Consider the following 20,212-nt stretch of genomic DNA (forward strand, 5'->3'; position numbering starts at 1 on the left):
TCAAAAATAAAAACAAGACAGCCTTCTCGGAATTTAATTTGGCAGAATACCAAAAATGGCCAAACTCGAATGTAAAAAGGGCAATTTTCAATTTGGAGAATTGCCCTTTTTTATCCTATTAAAGATTTGAGGCAAATTTTATTTTGCACAATTTTTGAAAAAGGGACTTGTGAGACAGCCTCACGAATGTCTATGATGTCTATAGTTTATAATATTATTTATTCCGTGAAACTTGGGTATTTATTACCCCAATTTGAATTAATACTTATCTTAAGCAGGTTAAAGCTAATTGAATAACTACACTTGTAACTGTTCCAGATAAAAACCCAGAAGCAAAACCTCCCATAAATCCACTTACTCCGCCAGTTACAGTACCAATAACTGGAATAGCAACCGTTCCTGCAGTTGCTCCCGTGTAACCAGCTGCAACCCCTGCTCTAAGGCCCGTAACAACGCCTGTCATCAGAGCTTTTCTTGTGTCAACCTTACAATGTAATCTCCCACCTGACATGAATTTGTTAATTGGGGAGATAGACATAATTGGAGAACCTTTTGCTAATCCTAATGTAGGCACTGGTTCCAATATGGGCTCTGGTGCATATAAGTTAATCCAGTAATCAGGGTCTTGTTCTAATGAAGTAGCATATGCTTTAAGCCACTCAATTTCATTTAGAATTTGTATCTTCTCAGCTTCAGAATTATATAGATCATAAGTAAGCCCGAGTGCAATCCCATCCAATTGTGTGAGGTAAGAACTTAATTCCGTATAATTTTCGGTTGCAGCCCAATATTGGGCCCTATACCCTTCAGCTAGTAACGCCATAGCTGGATCAGTTTCTGGTGGTGTCGGATCAGACGGTCCTACAGGGGAATTAGATAATCGCTTACTAATTTTTAATGACGTTATTAATTCGCTAGTGTTTTTTGGTATTTCTATTTTAGTTCTTTTATTTAACTCTTTAGATACATTTAATATTTTATTTGTTTGAGCATCATCAAAGATCACAACACCATCTTTATTTTGGAGTGATTGTTTCAAAACCCCTTTTAGCGCACTAAATTCGGTTTTTATTTTTGCGGAAATTTCTGCTCTTTTCCCACTCCAAAAAGCTGAGTGAGTTCGTGAGTCATCTGTTTTCTTGCAAGATATTAGGCATAATAAGACGAAAAAGATGGAGAACGCGTGTTTTTTTTTCATAAAATTCATTGATTAGTTATTTAGACATAGACATCGTAAAGTTATGCATAAATGACTGATATTTTTTATAAATAGTACTTATTTATTGTATGCCTTATAGCTTCTTTATGAGTGTTTTTTATTTCTACTACGAATACTTATTTTTGCTTTTTCGAAAGACATTTGATTTCTATCCTTGGAAAATTGGTACTTGTTGCGTTAATAGATTCATTCATTGGACGTTGAAAATTAATTTTTATTAAAAGTTAAATAATCTCAACCCTATTTACTTTTATGACATAATTTTTAAACCCCTCCATGCGTTTATTCCTATATTTGTAAACCATGAAGAAGAAAGCAATTTTTATCCTGTTTGTATTGGTAATTACGTTTGCTGTAAGTGCCAATGTTGATGCTCAATGTTCCATGTGTACCATTAATGCCGAGCAGGGTGTAAAAAATGGCAATACACAAACTGCCGGCTTAAATACAGGTGTATTGTATCTTTTATCTCTTCCTTATTTAATGGCTGTTATTGTTGGTGTGGTGTGGTACAAAAAATACCGTAAAAAGAATATACAGCTGAACATGAAAAAAGAACCTTTTAATTTAAATTAAAAGCATGTCTGATCAAACGACCTCAAAACTTTACGCCATTGTACATTGTAAATGCCCGCATTGCCGCAGGGGAGATATTTTCACGGGCAGTATGTATGGCTGGAACATTCAGCACACCAAAGAAATCTGCGGACATTGCGCACAGCGGATAGAAATTGAACCTGGTTACTTTTATGCAGCTATGTATGTAAGCTATGCCATGAATGTGATTGAAATGCTGATCGCCAGTTTTCTTACCTATTTAATTTTTGGTCCGCTTACCGATGAAACTTTCTGGCCATACCTGATTGTTATTTTTACCGGTTGTTTTGTACTGTATCCCTTTAATTACCGTTATTCCAGGATCATATTGCTTCACGTTTTATCGCCAAATATTAAGTACAAGCCGTATTACGATAAGTAATATGGGTTAATCGTTTAAATCGTATAAACTGTTTAATTGTTGGTTTAGCGGTTAGTGATAAGCGTTTGGCGATGATTTAACAACATGAATGTAGGGGCCATTTAAACCAATGGCTACTGAACTGATGACCAATGAATCCTAAACAATGCTAAAAAAGGAAACTCTTCAATTTATAAAAAATGTAGCGGAAAATAACAACCGCGAATGGTTCGCTGCTAATAAAGATGTGTACGAAGCAGCCAAAGCTGATGTTTTGGCATTGGTAGGTAAGCTTATTCCCGAATTGGCTAAGGTAGATCCATTGCTTTCAGCAGAGGCTGATCCTAAAAAAAGCCTGCTGCGCATTTACCGCGATGTGCGTTTTAGTAAAAATAAATATCCCTATAAAAATAACTTCGGTATCTGGTTTTCGGCAAAAACTAAAGGGGGAAATGAGCCGGGCTATTATCTGCATATCCAGCCAGGAAAGAGTTTTCTTGCCGGCGGCTACTGGATGCCTGATGCACCGCATTTAAAATTGATCAGACAGGAGATTGATTACAATATAGGCGATTTTAAAGAAATTATAAACGAAAAGGATTTTAAGAAAAATTTTAAACTGGGATTTGATAATACCCTTAAAAATGCACCTAAAGGTTATGATCCTGCAGATCCGAACATCGAATTTTTGAAGCTGAAAAGTTTCGAAGCTACACAGAAAATCGATGACGAAGAATTTTTAAAACCAAACCTCGTTAATAAGTTGATAAGTTCTTTCAAAACAATACAACCATTAGTTGCATTTTTACGGAATGCGATAGAGCAGTAATAGTTAGCAGTTGTCAATAACCAAAAACTAATTGCCAGTCTTGCTACTTGCTACTAAATACTTGCTACTAAATACTTGCTACTTAATACCCGCTACTTGCTACTAAAAACTAAACTCTTGAAACTTTAAACATGAAAAATACCTTTTTTGCTTTTGCCGTTCTCCTTTTTATTTCTTCATTAACTTCTTGCGTAGTGTTATCCCCTAAAAAGTATAAAGCTTTACTAGGGACTAAAGATTCGCTTTACACCGCTTTTAATGAAGGTTTTATCAAAATAGAAAATCTTGAAAAAGAAGTGGCAGGATTAAAAAAGGATACCACATTGATGGCTGAGGAGCTTCGCGACCTTCAAAATAGCTACAATACCGTTGATGCGAACTACAAAAAGCTTAAAAGTAATTCCTCCAGCGAAATCACCAAATTATCAGGCGATCTGGCTGCCCGCGAAAAGCGTTTAAAAGAGGTGGAAGAGGTGCTGCGCAAACGCGATGAAGCCACCAACTCGCTCAAAGAAAAATTGCAGCAGGCCCTGTTGGGCTTCACCAAAAGCGGTTTAACTGTAGAGATTAAAAATGGTAAAGTATATGTTTCACTAACCGATAAGCTTTTATTTCCTTCAGGAAGTATTATTATTGATGAAAAAGGTAAGCAGGCTTTAACACAATTGGCCAATGTATTAAAACAGCAGCCAGAAATTAATATTGCAGTTGAAGGCCATACCGATAACCAGAAAATAAATAACCTGGGGCAGATTAAAGATAATTGGGATTTAAGTGTATTAAGAGCTACTTCTGTAGTGCGTTATTTAACAGAGAACGAGAAGGTAGAAAGTGTAAGGATGACGGCTACAGGTAAAGGCGAGTTTCAGCCCCTGGGCTCCAACGCAAGTGCAGATGGAAGAAGCAAAAACAGAAGGATAGAGATTGTACTTTCGCCTAAGCTGGATGAGCTTTACAATTTAATAAAATAATAGTACGGAATTAATGGAAGGGACTAAAAGGTTCCTGGTTTTCAAATTAAAGATCAATTTTAGGATCAGGAAATGATAAGCGGAAAACTAGGGCAATCCCGGTGTTTTGCCATGTGTGTGCGTTTCATCAAAAAATAATTTTGTTTTAGGGTTCGGAAACGATAGGTCTGTGGTTCTTGGCGGCCTGCAGTCCCGCCATGCGCTATAGCTCCGATGAAAAATCTGAGGCTGCCGCTACTGTCGGGTTTAGGAATAAAGGTTGGCGCCCTGCAAACGCTCAAAATGAAATACTGCCCTTGCCATTTAGCCCCGGTTGGAGCGGTTACCCTGCAGCAACGAGGTACGAGGCAGCGAAGCTTAAAAGCGAAAAACGGTACGGAGTTTAGTATTGAGTACAGGCCTTGCGCTCCAGATAAAAAAATAATTTTGTTTTAAGGTTCGGAAACGATAGGTCTGTGATTCTTGGCGGCCTGCAGTCCCGCCATGCGCTATAGCTCCGATGAAAAATCGGAGGCTGCCGCTACTGTCGGGTTTAGGAACAAAGGTTGGCGCCCTGCAAACGCTCAAAATGAAATACTGCCCTTGCCACTTAGCCCCGGTTGAAGCGGTTACCCTGCAGCAACGAGGTACGAGGTAGCGAAGCGTAAAAGCGAAAAACGGGAGGGAGTTTAGTATTGAGTACAGGCCTTGCGCTCCCTTATAAAAAGATGTGAAACAAATGCCTAAATACCTATATTATAGATTTTGGTGTCGGCGATAAGATTTTAAGATCTTAAAAGTATGCTCAAATTCGTGGCTGCTAAAGTTAGCATAATCGGGCATAGAGCGTTTATGGGCTGTTAAAAAGTTAAGCAGTTCTTTAATTACATTTGAAACTTCTTCCGATTCATCGGTATGTTTCAGGGTGTCGATTTTACTTAACAGTAAGGTTATTTCATACATCTTAAAATTATTCTTTTTAGTAACAGCCAAGCCTGTATTGGCTTCTATAAGCGCTTGTTCATAATGATGTGTAGCATTGTAAAAGTTTGCTTTAAAAACATTAAAGCTGGCCAATATAAAATTGGTATAATAGGTATAATCGCTGCTTATAATTTTATCTACGAAATGTATAATACGCTGTGCTTTCTTAAAATAATTTAACTTAACATAGGTTTGACCTAAATGAAGCAACAAAAAAGGAGAGAATACTGAATATCTGACGTAAAAAATATTGGGATATTTATGCAGTATAGCCATAATAAAACGGTGGCATTCTGCATAACTTTTTTGAGAAAACAAAACCATTAACACTAACCGATAAGAAAGTATTTCGGCTGAAGTGATTTCTTCATTTTTCTTTGGTTTACTCTGATCTATCTGCTGGCAAAGTTTTATGATTTTATCTTCCAGGCTTTTGCTCTCATTAGGTTTGTTAATCAGGTTATTATGAAAATAAAGTATTAAATCGTAAGGATTGATCGGAAAAAGTTCGTTTAACCTTTTATAATTCCTTTTCAATAACTGCATTGAATTGGCAAGGGCCAATTTATCAACATCAATAATATTAACATTGGATTCTATTACATGCAGGATAATCTGAATGTCCTCGTTCAGCACGTTTTTCGATATTGTTCTGATGGTTTCTTTGTACAGGTTGCCCATCGTGCGCCCTGTAGTCATAATATCAATAAAATCGGTATCTACACTCAGTTTATTGAAGTTAGCATTGGGTTTGCTTAACTCATATTTTGATACATAACAAATAAAATCGAAAGCATTATTCTTCTCGCGGTTAGAGAACGGCAGCCTGAAGATGTTTTTTAAAGCAGCAATTTCGTTGCGGTTGATACAAAATCTGATCGACCAGTTCAGAATATGGTCTCTTTGAGCGCTTTGACAACGGAAACTCTTGAGTATGTACTCAAAAAAAGGTTTATCAGGTTTATATTCAAATTTATCAGTAATCTGTATAAACATAAAATAGGTATAAATATCGTCACTCAGAAAGCGAACGATCTCTGTAGGGATGGTTGTACTCAACCTTTTCTCTTCAATGATAATACCAGCGTTTAACAGTTCTTCATACGTATCAGGATAACAATTAATGTAGCTCAAGATTTTTTCTTTGGAAACTCTTAACTTCTTATTTCCCTCTGAAATGCAATCACTTATTTTTTTAAGCAAGAATATTTTTTCGGTGCTTTTTTTTGCCAGAAATACACGCTTTTCCAGAAAATAATTAATTAGTTCGTAACATAATAATGGATTGTTCAGCTCAAGCTGCTGATTTTCGTCTTTGAGTTTGAAATAAACCTGTAACCAAAAAGGCGTTTTAAACTGCGTTAAAAGTGACGGACTTACGTCAGCACGATTGATAATTTTATTTTCTAAATGGCTTAACGTGTAGAGTATCTCATCAACATTTAACGATGGTACATTACTTAGCGTTTCCTCATCGTAAAATAAACCCGTGTACCAGGCTTTTGTTAAAGATGCCGAACTGTAAATGGCCGGCTGAATATTAATCCAGGTATCTGTCCGCATACCAAATACCAGCTTAACAAAATTGTTTTCTTCTATGCTATATAGAAAATCGATAAATATTTTAAAATAATTGTTTTTGGCCAGATGCTCGTCAATACCATCAACAATAATAACAAAACGACCTTCGCGCTTTTCGGGATTTTTTTTGAAAAAACTGATTAACTCACTAAGGCTTCCGAATTTAAATTCTTTTAAAAACCACTCTTTTAATGTATCGCTGTTTTGGATAATGGTATTGAGACTGGTAGAATTAATCAATAAAACGATATCGTTTTTGTAAAGGGCATTTTCTGAAAAGAAAAAATACTCGACCATATGGGCAAGAAGTATTGATTTTCCTTGCCCCGGCTGTGCACTTATCGTCGTAAACTGGTAGTTGTTCTTTAAGAAATAATCAAAGTCCGGATAAAAAAAACTCCTGTTGGCGGTGGTCGTAAATGGAACCCCGGAATTATTTTTCTTGGCAATTAATGACACTTCTGTAATGGCATGTGCCTTTAACTTTAAATCCTGCCAGATACTTTGAGCCGAACTGGTGTGGTTTTCCTTATCCTTACAGAATGCATCCCAATCGTTATAACCTACATACTGCGAAAGGCTGTTTAAAGTGAACAAAGAAAATTTATGTAAGGTGTTTGCAAAGCCAAAAAAACGTTTGATCGTTGTTTCACTTACATAATTCTTAGTTTCCTGATATACATACTCAGAAATTATCTTACAATGGGCCGGGTCGATATTTCTCAAACCAGATTTTAGAAGAACAAACTTCCGGAGTTCGATAAGGAGATCGTTAGCATTCATGAACTATCTTATAGGATGACTTTTGCTAATGTCATCATAATTTCACAATTGAAGAAATCTATTCACGAAGAAAGCCCTGTATGAATAAAATGAATAAGTGATGCATAATAAAAATGAATAGCAATGGATAAGGGAGGTAGCTATTCTAAAATTAGATTTGTCATGATTATATAATGCACTTGGGAAAAACAACCACACAAGGGCATTGAGCACATAGTAAGTCTCCTAAATAACGCCTGATATGATGAAAACTTTTACTTTCTCGTCCCGCTTAGGGATATTCCGCAATGTATATATTGCAGTCATCATTGTATTAACGCTCTTCTCTACTCAATCGTATGCGCAGACTAAAATTTTTGCAAATACCGTATCTGCTCAAAGCAGGGTAGATAATGCAATCAATGCAACTTTAGACAATAACACTTTCGCTACTGTTAACTCATATGGTGGAATTGCGGTTGGAATTGGCTCATATAGTGGCGAGTTGGAATTAAAATATCCGGCTGCTGTTGCTGCGGGAATTACATCTTATATCAGGATAGATTTTGATGCAGATGTGCTGAACAGGTTGTTGGGCGGTAGTTTAGGAACCTTGCTGGCTAACGTAGGCGGAACGGTGGTTTTGGGAAACCATTCTTTCCAGGTAGGTGCCAGAAACGGTGCTACGGCAGTTCCTCCGACAGGCGGTAACAGTGTTGACGGATTTTCTTCAGAAAATCTGCGGTTGGTGAAAGATGCAAATGGTTTCTTTTACATTGCGATAACGCCTACACAGGCTTATGATCGGGTATTTGTTAAAGATGTAACCAATGCACTTCTGGTTTCGGTGGCTAATAATACAAAGGTTTACTATGCTTTTTATACCTCAGGTACCGATCCCTGTACACAGGCATTTGCTACAGGATTTGAAGGAACCGGAATTACACTAGATGCCTTACAGTTAGGCAGCTCAGGCGTAACCAATAGCGAAAGGGCAATTGATTCAGATCCAGATAATTTTTCTCAACTGAGTTTAGGGGTACTTGGCGTGGGATCATCCATTAGCCAAAATTTCTATTTTGCAACACCGTCAAATCCTGGCGATGATATTAACCTGAGGATCAGTGCTTCACCTGCATTGTTAACGGCGGGGCTGCTACAAAATATTTCTATAACAGCCTACAATGGCGGTACTCAGGTATATACCGGTTCGGCCGCAAGTTTATTAAACCTTGATTTATTGGGCTTACTCAATAGTGGGCAGCCAGTATCAATACCTTTTTCTCCAGGTGCAAATGTAGTTTACGATAGGGTGAAGGTTACGCTCGGTTCAGTAGTTGCTTTAAACCTTACACAAACCATCAATTTATATGGTGTAATCCGCTCTGCAGGCAGGCCAACGCCAGTAAGCACAGCGATTGCTGCATGCTACAACAATACTGTGGCATTAAATGCTACTACGGCCAATACTAACGAATTGAGGTGGTATGAAACAATAGAAGGCGGAACCGCATTACAAACGGTTGCTTTTAATGGCACTTTTACTACACCTGCGCTGAACGCTAATAAAACCTATTATGTCGCTGCCAGAAGGGTAGGCTGTACAGCCGAATCGGCAAGGATACCGGTTGTGATTACCGTAAATCCACAAATTATTTTCAATGGCGCTACGTTAACCAATGCCACGCCAGGTTTCGCCTATTCTAAACAATTGGATGCCGCCACAGGTGGAACTGCAGGCTATACTTATGCCTTGGCGCCAGGCAGTACGTTGCCGGCAGGTTTAAGTTTATCATCGGCTGGCGCAATTACCGGAACCCCAACGGTAGCGAATACCTATAGTTTTTCTGTAGTTGCTACTGATGCCAAAGGCTGTAAAGCAACTGCAACTTATAATTTAACAGTTACCGCTGCATTGGTTCTTACCCCAGGTGCATTGCCTGATGGTTTAACAGGAACAGTCTATCCAACACAAACCATTCCCGCTGCAACCGGTGGAACGGGACCGTATATTTATACCGCAGCAGGGGTTCCTCCAGGCTTAACTTTTAATCCAGCAACAAGAGAAATTACCGGAACACCAACCCAGCCCGGAACATATACGATACCAGTTGCGGTTGTTGATGCAAACGGTAATACACTAACATCTAATTATACCGTAAAAATAACCGATCCATTATTACTACCGGCAGCAATTTTAGCTGATGGTACTACCGGAACAGTTTATACTACGCAGATTATACCAGGCGCAACAGGTGGAACCACGCCTTATACTTATTCAGCAACCGGTGTCCCTCCGGGTTTAACTTTCAATTCATCAACCAGGGCCATTACCGGTACGCCAACAACTGTTGGTTCTTATACTGTACCAGTTACGGTAACTGATGCTGACGGAAAAACGGTTACCACCAATTATACAATTAACATTAACAATCCGCTTCTTTTGCCTGTCGCAACCCTGCCAGATGGAACAGAGGGCGCAGTTTATGCTACGCAAACTTTACCTGCCGCCACCGGTGGTGTGGGACCTTATACTTATGCTGGTACTAATCTTCCTCCCGGACTATCTTTTAACGCAAACACAAGGGAGGTTACAGGTACACCAACACAGGCAGGTAATTATGTTATTGCTGTTACCGTTACTGATAGCCAGGGTAAAACAGCTAGTAACAATTATCCTGTTAAAGTAAACGGTACCTTAACCTTACCAACCAAAACTTTACCTAACGGTATTGTCGGTACTTCTTACCTAACGCAAACTTTACCGTCTGTAACGGGTGGAACCTCTCCATATACCTATGCGGCAACAAACCTTCCGCCGGGACTGTCGTTTAATTCAACTACAAGAGAGATTACCGGCACACCAACATTGGGTGGAATCTATAATATTTCTTTAACGGCTACAGATGCTGACAACAATAAGGCAACTACCACTTACGCCTTAACTGTAACGGTAAATGCGCCGGTTGTGGCTTCAGCTACCGTATGTACCGGAAGCGCAGCTACTTTAACGGTAAGTAACCTGCAGGCAGGCGTAACTTATAACTGGTATGCATCAACAGGAGGTGCACCATTGGCAACTGGCAATAATGGTACTTATGTAACACCGGAAGTAAACTCATCGACTGTATTTTATGTTGAAGCCGTTTCTGGAACAGCAATTAGCAGCAGGACATCGGTTACCGTTTCAGTTAACCCACCGGCAACGTTAGCAACCGTTACCACTAATAACCAGGTCATCAACTCCGGACAAACTACCACTTTAACCGCTACTGCTGATACTGGAAATACCATCGCCTGGTTTGATGCTCCATCAGCAGGTACACAGGTTGGAACGGGAACTTTATTCACAACGCCAGCTTTAACGGCAACGAAAACCTATTACATAGAAACCACAAGCAGCAATGGCTGTAAAAGTGCAGGCCGTGTTCCCGTTACTGTAACGGTAATTAACGGTGGTGGCGCAACAGCTTGTAATGCAGCAAATAGTCAGAATACGGGTATTAAGGGGATCTGTTTATTATGTGCTGTAAATGGTGCAGGTAATTCTACTGATGCTGATGCCAATAACTTCACCAGAATTTCTCTTGCTGTGGGGGTTACGGCAACAGGTTATCAACAATTAATTTTCCCATCTGTCGGGGTTGCTGCGGATAGTATCCGTTTAGACCTGGCTTTACCAACAGGTTTAGCTGATGTTGGTCTTTTAAATAATATAACCGTTACCATATTAAATGGGAACACGGTTGTAAAAACAGTTCAATTAAATGGTGCATTGCTGAGTCTTCAACTGTTATCAGGTAACCGTTTTACGGCAACTGTTTTAGCAGGCAGGGCTTACGATAGGGTTCAGGTAAGCTTTGGTGCACTTGCATCCGCTTTAACCAGCCTGGATATTTATGGAGCGACAGTAGTTTATCCCGATCCAACATTTATAGCCGGTGCACAATCTATTTGTGCAGGCAGTGCGGCAACAATTAGCGCAACTGCAAATGGTGGCACTACTTTAGCCTGGTTTGATGCTGCGACAGGCGGTAACCAGGTGGGTACAGGCGCAAACTTCACCACGCCTGCATTAACCGCTACAACAACTTATTATGTTCAGGTCAGTAAGGGAAATTGTTCAAATACCACAAGGGTTCCGGTGGTTATTACTGTTAATCCGGCAATTGTATTTACTGGAATTGCTTTAACCAATGCAACCATTGCCTCGCCCTATAGTAAACAACTTCCGATAGCTACCGGTGGAACACCAGGTTATACTTATGCTTTGGCTGCAGGTAGTTCTTTACCAGCAGGTTTAACTTTATCAGCTAATGGTCTGTTAAGCGGTACGCCAACTGCAACAGGTAACCCAACATTCGATGTTGTAGTAACAGATACAAAAGGCTGTAGCACAACAGCAACATTTACGCTAACCGTAACCCCAGCATTGGCATTAGCTCCGGGTGCATTGCCTAACGGCGTAACAGGTACAGCTTATACCACCAATGGGATTCCTGCTGCAACCGGAGGAACAGGTCCTTATACTTATTCCGCTACCGGTGTTCCGCCAGGATTAACCTTTAATCCTGCAACAAGAGAAATTACAGGTACGCCAACCCAGATCGGAACTTTTACCATTCCGGTTACGGTAACTGATGCCAATGTCAATACGGTTACGGCGAGCTACACACTTAAAATAACCGACCCATTGGTTTTACCTGCGGCAACTTTAGCCAATGGAACTACCGGTACCGTTTACCCTACTCAAACTATTCCATCTGCAACAGGCGGAACTGGTCCTTATATTTATGTGGCAACTGGTCTTCCTCCGGGATTAACTTTTAACCCCGCTACAAGAGAAATTACCGGGACACCAACACAAGCAGGAACTTTTACGGTAGCCGTAACGGTAACCGATGCTGATGGAAAAACAGTAACCACTAATTATGCAATAGTAGTAGCTGATCCGCTATTATTGCCAGCAGCAAATTTGCCTGATGGAACTGAAGGAACAGTTTATGCTACGCAAACCTTGCCATCTGCAACTGGTGGTGTTGGTCCGTACACTTATGTAGCAAACAATCTGCCCGCTGGATTAACTTTTAATCCGGCAACAAGAGCAATTTCCGGAACACCTGCACAGGCTGGAAATTATTCGATCGCTGTAACCGCAACAGATAGTGAGGGCAGAACAGCAGGTAATAATTATGCACTTAAAGTAATAGGTGTATTATCGTTACCAGGTGCAACTTTACCAAACGGTATTGTGGGTACACCTTACCCAACACAAACTTTGCCAGCAGTAACAGGTGGAACAGCGCCATATACTTACCTGGCTACGAACCTTCCTCCGGGCTTAAGTTTTAATACTGCAACAAGGGAAATCACAGGAACGCCGGCTTTAGGCGGAACTTTTACCATCTCTTTAACGGCAACAGATGCTAACGGAAACAAAGCTACAACTGCATACAGTTTAACCGTAACGGTTGATGCTCCTGTAGTTGCTGCAGCAACAGTTTGTGCCGGAAGTTCAGCGACGTTAAGCGTTGGTAACTTGCAGGCCGGCGTAAGTTATAATTGGTATGCTTCTACCGGAAGTACACCATTGGTTACCAATAATACAGGTGTTTTTGTAACGCCTACAGTAAACGCCGCAACTGTATTTTATGCTGAAGCAGTGTCTGGAACTGCAGTAAGTTCGAGAACTGCCGTTAATGTTTCGGTCAACCCACCGGCAACTGCGGCTACGGTAACCACCAACAGCCAGGTAATTAATGCCGGGCAGTCTACTGTATTGTTAGCAACAGCTGATGCTGGAAATACCATTCAATGGTATGATGCTGCTACAGGTGGAACGCAGGTGGGTGCGGGTTCGTCATTTACCACACCAACACTGTCTGCTACTACGACCTATTATGTAGAAACGACAAATGCCAGCGGTTGTAAAAGTGTAAGCCGTGTGCCGGTAACGGTTACGGTGTTAAATAATGGCGGCGGTACTGCATGTAACGCCGCCAATGCGCAAAACACCGGAATTAATGGAATCTGTTTATTATGCGGTATAACCGGTGCAGGAAACTCTACTGATGCAGACCCTAATAATTTCACCAGGATATCGCTTGCAGCAGGTGTAGGCGGATCGGGTTACCAGCAATTGATTTTCCCTACCGCCGGAACAGCTACAGATAGTATTCGTTTAGATTTAGCCTTGCCTACCGGTTTGGCAGACGTAGGTTTGTTAAATAACGTAACTGTTACCGTATTAAATGGTAGTACAGTTGTAAAAACAGCACAGTTAAATGGTGGATTGTTAAGTCTTCGACTTCTATCAGGTAACCGTTTTGCAGCAACGATATTAGCAGGTGGGACATATGATCGGGTACAGGTTAGTTTCGGTGCATTGGCTACTGTTTTAACCAGCCTGGATGTTTATGGTGCTAACGTAATTTATCCTGGTCCGACAGTAACCGCCGGTGCTCAAACTATTTGTTCGGGAAGTACGGCAACATTAACTGCAACGGCAAACGGCGGTACAACATTGGCCTGGTACGATGCAGCAACTGGTGGGACACAACTGGCCACTGGCGAAACATTTACCACGCCAGCGTTAACAGCTACTACAACTTATTATATCCAGGTAAGCAAAGCCGGTTGTCCTAATGCAGCCAGAATCCCGGTAACGGTAACCGTTACACCAGCATTACCAACGCCGGTGCTGGCAACTATTGCAGATGTTTGTGAGGGTTCGTCAGCAACCTTAGTGGTTGCTAATCCAGATGCTTCAATAACCTACAGATGGTATGACGCTGCAACAGGAGGAAACCTGATTTTTACAGGTGCAGTATTTTCAACACCGGCATTAACAGCTGCTACTACTTATTATTTAGAGGCTGCGCAAGGGAACTGTACAAGTGCCGCACGTGCTGCCGCAGCTGTATCGGTTAATCCTCGCCCGGCTTTACCTGGTGTAACCGTAAGTTCATCAACAGTAAGCGCAGGACAAACTGCGATTTTAACAGCCAGTTCTGCAGATCCTACCCATACTTTCAATTGGTATACTTCAAATGCCTCAACTACACCTGTTTATGTAGGTGCTACTTATGTAACACCACCTTTATTGGCTAATACAACTTACTATGTAGAATCGGTTTCTACTAACGGGTGTACTTCAGCAAGCCGTGTTCAGGTTACCATTACCGTTGATGGAAACGGATCTCCAAACCCTGTACCATGCGAGGCCGCAACAACACAGGTTGGCGGGGTTACAGGTGTAGCTTTGTTATCAGGTGTGTTTAACCCAACATTGGCTATTGATAACGATACGCAAACCGCTTCTTCTTTGGTGATGCCTGTTGGAGCACTTGGTGCCTCTGTTTATCAAAGAGTTGGTTTTGGGTCATTATCCAAAGTTGGAGATACGGTACGCGTTTTGGTCTCATCACCAGGAAAACTGTTATCACTTTCGCTCTTAGGAAACGCTTCAATTACTTCTTATGTCGGCGCCAACAGCAATGGCGATTCAAAATTGTTAAATGATAACCTGCTCAATATTCAATTGTTGAGTGGTAATGCCCAGGCCTTAATCACTTTTGTTCCAACAAATGTTTTCGATGGGGTAGAAGTTAGGTTAAACTCAGGTGTATTGGGTGCCTTAACATCTATTAACTTAAATTATGCACAGCGAATTCTTGTCGCGCCTGCTGTAGCATCAGCAAATGTTACCGCTTGCGTTGGCCAGACTGCGCAGCTTGAAGTAAGTAACCCGTCGGCAAGTTTAACTTACAGATGGTACGATGCTTCGGGTACCTATTTAACCGGTAAAGATGGTATCATATTCACCACACCGGTATTAACAGGCGATACGAAGTTTTACGTTGCCGCGGTTTCTGCTACCGGTTGTATAAGCTACAAAACTTTTATTAATGTAACCACAAACCCGGCACCGGTAGCGCCAGATTTACTTTCAGCATCTGTTAATACCTGTCCGAATACATCGGTTACGCTTCAGGTTAAAAATCCAATTGCAGGCACAACCTATAACTGGTACGATACCGCAACCTCAACAACCATCTTATTTACTGGCGACAATTTTACAACGCCATTAATTGCAGCTGATAGAAGTTATTTTGTTGCCACGCTAAATGCCTGCGGCAGTTCATCAGCAAGAACTGAAGCCAAAATTATTTTGGGAACCATTGATGTTCCGGTAATTACACCTCCATCAATTACCATTAGTGAAGGGGCTGTAGCCGTATTAAAGGCAACATCAAGTACAGCAGGAGCAACCATTAACTGGTATACTACATCAAACGGAACAGTTCCGGTATTTACTGGCGAAACCTATGTAACACCACAACTAAGCACAACCACTACCTATTATGTAGAAGCAACTATTCCGGGTGGCTGTACTGCGACCAGCAGGGCAACTGTAACGGTTACGGTAATTCCTAACGGTAACCCGATAACTACTCCTTGTGGGGTAGCTACAACAACAGTTGCAACTGGTGTAACAGGTGTAGCCGTATCGGCGGGAGTTTTCAACCCAACCTTTGCGGTCGATAACGACATCAATACCGGATCCAGTCTGGTTATTCCAGCGGGATTCTTAGGTGCTTCTGTTTATCATCAGGTTGGTTTTACAGGATTGTCGAATGTAGGCGATACATTGAGGTTGAAAATTACCACTCCTGGTACATTACTTTCGGCAGGTGTGCTATCTAATTTAACGGTAACCACTTTCCAGGGTTCAGCCAGTAATAATGATGCGGTTTCAATAACTAGCCCATTAATCAACTTACAATTATTATCTGGCGGAACATCGGCGATATTAACTTTCGTACCAACCAGCAGATTTGACGGCATGGAACTGAGGTTAAACTCCGGACTTCTTGGTGCGTTAACTTCTGTTAATCTAGATTACGCCCAAAGGGTAATTACTGCGCCAACCATCACAGCAGCTACTGCTAGTGCTTGTCAAGGATCATCAGCAACTTTAAGTGTGCAGAACCCGCAGGCAGGTGTGGTGTATAAATGGTACCTGGGAACCACTTATCAGGCAGGCAAAGATGGTGCAATTTTTACAACAGACCCTGCTTTGGCTGCGGGAACTTATGTTTATTCAGTAACTGCTACGGCTAATGGTTGTGAAACCCCTGGAACCAAAGTAACTGTAACCATTTTAACGCCACCGGCACCACCACTTCCATCAACTACCAATCCAACCTCAACTTGCATCGGTTCATCTGCTACTTTAAGCGTACAGGCCGTTGCAGGGGTAACTTATAACTGGTACGATGCGTCGGTAGCTGGAAATTTGCTGGTAACTAACAACAGTAGTTTTACTACATCTGCATCTCTTGCAGCAGGAACATATGATTATTATGTTGAAGCGGTAAGTGGAACAGGTTGTTCAAACGCAACGCGTACAAAAGTTTCCATTACGGTTAATCCATCCGCATTAGCTACTGATGTAACCGTAACCGGAACGACATCACTATGTGCTGCTGGTACTGCAGTGCTTACGGCTACCAGTACAACTGTAACCAATCCGGTATTTACATGGTATTCTGATGCGGCATTAACACAGGTTGCTTATGTAGGGCAGGTATTCAATACGCCAGCGCTTACCACAACCACTAAATACTATGTTACGGTTAGCGGAACAAATAAATGTGCAAACGCTGCAGGTAACGCAAAAGAGGTTACGATAACCGTAAACCCTGCAGCTACCCAAACTGACATTAACCTGGCTGGAACAGGTACCGTTTGCGGTGGAGCTTCAGTTACCTTAAATGCAACAAGTCCAACAGTAATCAACCCGGTATTTACCTGGTACAGTGATGCAGCTTTAACTACAGTAGCATTTACCGGTGCTAATTTCATTACTCCGGTACTTACAGCAACAACCACCTATTATGTAACGGTTAAAGGAGATAATAAATGTGAAAATACAGCGGCTAATGCAAAATCAATCACCATTACGATTAATTCTTCAGCCACTGACTCAGACATTGCCATTAGCGGGGTTACTTCAATCTGTAAAGGATCTACAGCTGCACTATCTGCCTCAGCAACATCGGTGATCAATCCTGTATTTACCTGGTATAGCGATGCTAATTTAACTACAGTAGCTTATGTAGGTGCTAGCTTTACAACTCCTGCACTTAATGCAACTACTAACTATTATGTAACTGTAAAGGGGGATAATAAATGCGGTAATTTAGCGGCAAGCGCTAAGATTGTTACGGTAACCGTTAAAGAATTTGCTACAGCTGCCGATATTGCAGTAAGCGATGCCCAAATCTGTTCAGGTTCTACCGTGATGTTAATGGCGTCAAGTATTACAGTTACTCAACCCGTATTTACCTGGTATAGCGATGCTTCATTAACGAACGCAGTATTTACCGGACCAACTTTTACAGTAACCGGTTTAACTGCCACTACTACTTATTATGTGAGTGTTAAGGGGGCTAATAAATGTGAAAACAGTGCTGCAGATGCCAAAGCGGTAACCGTAACAGTTAATCCACTGGCTACTACTACTGATATAATCCTCAACGGAAGTACCATCGCCTGTGCAGGATCATCAGCGGTATTGAGCGCAACATCTCCATCAGTAACTAATCCCGTATTTACCTGGTACAGTGATGCAGCTTTAACTAATGTAAGTTTTATTGGCGCAACATTCACCACTCCACCATTAACTGCCACCACTACTTATTATGTAACCGTTAAAGGTGATAATAAATGTGAGAATGCGCCTGGTACAGCCAGAGTAGTTACCATTAATGTTAGCCCGGTTGCCACTGCTGCTGATGTTGCTGCCGCTGATGCGACAATATGCGCTGGGGCTGGTACAACTTTGGTAGCAAGTACAACAACCGTAACCAACCCTACATTTACCTGGTACAACGATGCGGCTTTAACTTCGGTAGCTTATGTAGGTGCATCATTTGCCACGCCGGCATTAACTGCAACAACTAATTATTATGTAACGGTTAAAGGCGATAACAAATGTGAAAACTCAGCAATCACCGCTAAAATGGTAACGGTAACTGTTAACGAAGGTGCAACAGCTGCAGATATTGCCTTATCTGTATCGGCCAAGCTGTGTGGTTCTGGTTCCGCCGTAATCAATGCAAGTTCAACAACGGTAACCAACCCGGTATTTACCTGGTACAACGATGCCTCATTAACCAGTGTAGCCTTTACCGGACCAACATTTAACACACCGGTATTAACCGCTACTACCACTTATTATGCAACTGTTAAAGGAACCAATAAGTGTGAAAATACGGCAGCTAATGCAAAACCGGTAACCGTAACGGTTAACCCAAATGCTGTAGCAGCGGATATTACGGTAAATGGATCAACCTCAGTTTGTGGCAATACTGCAGCAACATTAGCTGCAACGAGCACAGCGGTAACCAACCCGGTATTTACCTGGTATAGCGATGCTACTTTAAATACGGTGGTATTTACAGGGCCAGTATTTACGACACCGGTATTAGCGGCAAATACAACATATTACGTAACTGTTAAAGGCGATAACAGATGTGAAAATACGTCTGCAACAGCAAGGGCAGTAGTGATTACGGTAAATGCGTCGCCAAATAATCCGGTAGTATCAGTGCCAAATGGCGGGATATGCGCGGGTGACGGAGCAACACTTACCATAACCAATGCTCAGGCAGGTGTTACTTACGAGTGGTACAATGCAGCAGTTGGTGGTAATTTACTGTTTACTGGTACAACATTTAATGTAACAGCTTTAACAGCAACAACAGATTACTATGTTTTAGCCATTGGAACAGGCGGTTGTACCAATAACAGCGGCCGCGTTAAAGTAACGGTCACCGTCAATACAAAACCTGCGGTGCCAACGGTAGCTGCTACATCAGTTAGCGTTTGTACAGGAAGTACAGCAATATTAACCGTTACGAATCCTCAAACAGGTGTTACCTACAATTGGTATACTACACCGGCAGGTGGAACGGTAGCTGGAACAGGTGTAAACTTTACAACACCAGCGGTCAATGCAAATACCACTTACTACGTTGAAGGTGCAAATGGAACTTGTATATCATCATCCAGAACAGCCGTGAATGTAATTGCACTACCGGTACCGGTTGTACCGGCATCGGTAACAGCGGCAAATGGAACACTTTGCGCAGGTAGCTCAACGATATTAACAGTAAATAATCCGGTAGCGGGATTAGCATACAGATGGTATGCTGCAAGCTCGGGTGGAACAGTGCTGGCAGAAGGCACCGCTTTTACCACACCAAACTTAAATGTGACTACAATCTATTATGTAGAAGCAAGTGCAGCAGGTGGTTGTGCAAGTGCAACAAGAACAGCTGTTACAATAACTGTGTTGCCGATATTGGCAAAACCAACCGTAGCCGTACAAACTACAACAGCTAATAGTGTAACGTTTGCATGGACCGCGGTAGCAGGTGCCACAGCATACGAGGTTTCACTAAATAATGGTTTAACCTGGGTTAACCCAACTGGCGGATCAACCGGAACAACTTACCTTATAGCAGGCCTGAAACCAGATCAAAGTGTAAGTATCCTGGTAAGGGCTAAAGGCCAGATCGAATGCCAGACCAGCCAAAATGGTTCGGCAACCGGCAAAGCTGCTAATCCTTTTGGCGATCAGGTTTATATACCGAATGCATTTACGCCAAATAACGACGGTAAAAACGATGTATTCCTAATTTATGGTAATACCATATCAAGCGCGAAAATGAGTATTTACACACAATGGGGTCAGTTGATATTTCAGTCAGATAACGTTTCAAACGGATGGGACGGAACCTTCAAAGGGGTAAATCAACCGAATGGAGTTTATGTGTACATGATTGATATTACCTTCAGTAACGGAACAACATCAATGAGAAAAGGTACAGTAACGCTGATTAGATAAGAAAAAGGATTAA

At 41.4% G+C, this 20,212-nt stretch carries 7 protein-coding genes; 5 read left to right on the forward strand and 2 right to left on the reverse strand.

The features are described 5' to 3' along the window. Positions 1-265: 265 nt before the first annotated feature. Positions 266-1,198: a hypothetical protein gene (locus tag DV942_RS16610; RefSeq protein WP_145859365.1), complete on the reverse strand. Its 933-nt coding sequence runs from the start codon at positions 1,196-1,198 to the stop codon at positions 266-268. Positions 1,199-1,522: 324 nt separating this feature from the next. Between DV942_RS16610 and DV942_RS16615 the strand changes: the two genes are divergently transcribed. The 4 genes from DV942_RS16615 to DV942_RS16630 all read left to right on the forward strand — a co-directional run bounded on the left by DV942_RS16615 (position 1,523) and on the right by DV942_RS16630 (position 3,977). Further along, positions 1,523-1,795, forward strand: a complete 273-nt coding sequence (locus DV942_RS16615; protein WP_145859367.1) for a hypothetical protein — start codon at positions 1,523-1,525, stop codon at positions 1,793-1,795. A gap of 4 nt (positions 1,796-1,799) precedes the next feature. Continuing rightward, positions 1,800-2,198 carry a DUF983 domain-containing protein gene (locus tag DV942_RS23550; RefSeq protein WP_090986732.1) on the forward strand — a complete coding sequence of 133 codons (399 nt, stop codon included), beginning with the start codon at positions 1,800-1,802 and terminating at the stop codon, positions 2,196-2,198. Positions 2,199-2,343: 145 nt separating this feature from the next. Then, the gene (locus DV942_RS16625) at positions 2,344-3,006 is read left to right on the forward strand and encodes a DUF2461 domain-containing protein (protein ID WP_145859369.1); all 663 of its coding nucleotides are present in this window, start codon (positions 2,344-2,346) and stop codon (positions 3,004-3,006) included. 131 nt (positions 3,007-3,137) lie between these two features. After that, complete coding sequence (locus DV942_RS16630) at positions 3,138-3,977, forward strand: OmpA/MotB family protein (protein ID WP_145859372.1); 840 nt, start codon at positions 3,138-3,140, stop codon at positions 3,975-3,977. 735 nt (positions 3,978-4,712) lie between these two features. On the opposite strand, the gene DV942_RS16635 is transcribed toward DV942_RS16630, so the two are convergent. Then, on the reverse strand, positions 4,713-7,304 hold the full coding sequence (locus tag DV942_RS16635; RefSeq protein WP_145859374.1) for an NACHT domain-containing protein: 2,592 nt from the start codon (positions 7,302-7,304) through the stop codon (positions 4,713-4,715). Between the two features lie 241 nt (positions 7,305-7,545). Between DV942_RS16635 and DV942_RS16640 the strand changes: the two genes are divergently transcribed. Beyond that, a complete protein-coding gene (locus DV942_RS16640; RefSeq protein ID WP_145859377.1) occupies positions 7,546-20,199 on the forward strand; it encodes an Ig-like domain-containing protein in 12,654 nt (4,217 codons plus the stop codon). Positions 20,200-20,212: the final 13 nt, after the last annotated feature.

This window comes from Pedobacter suwonensis, from assembly GCF_007833675.1.
Lineage (GTDB): Bacteria > Bacteroidota > Bacteroidia > Sphingobacteriales > Sphingobacteriaceae > Pedobacter > Pedobacter suwonensis.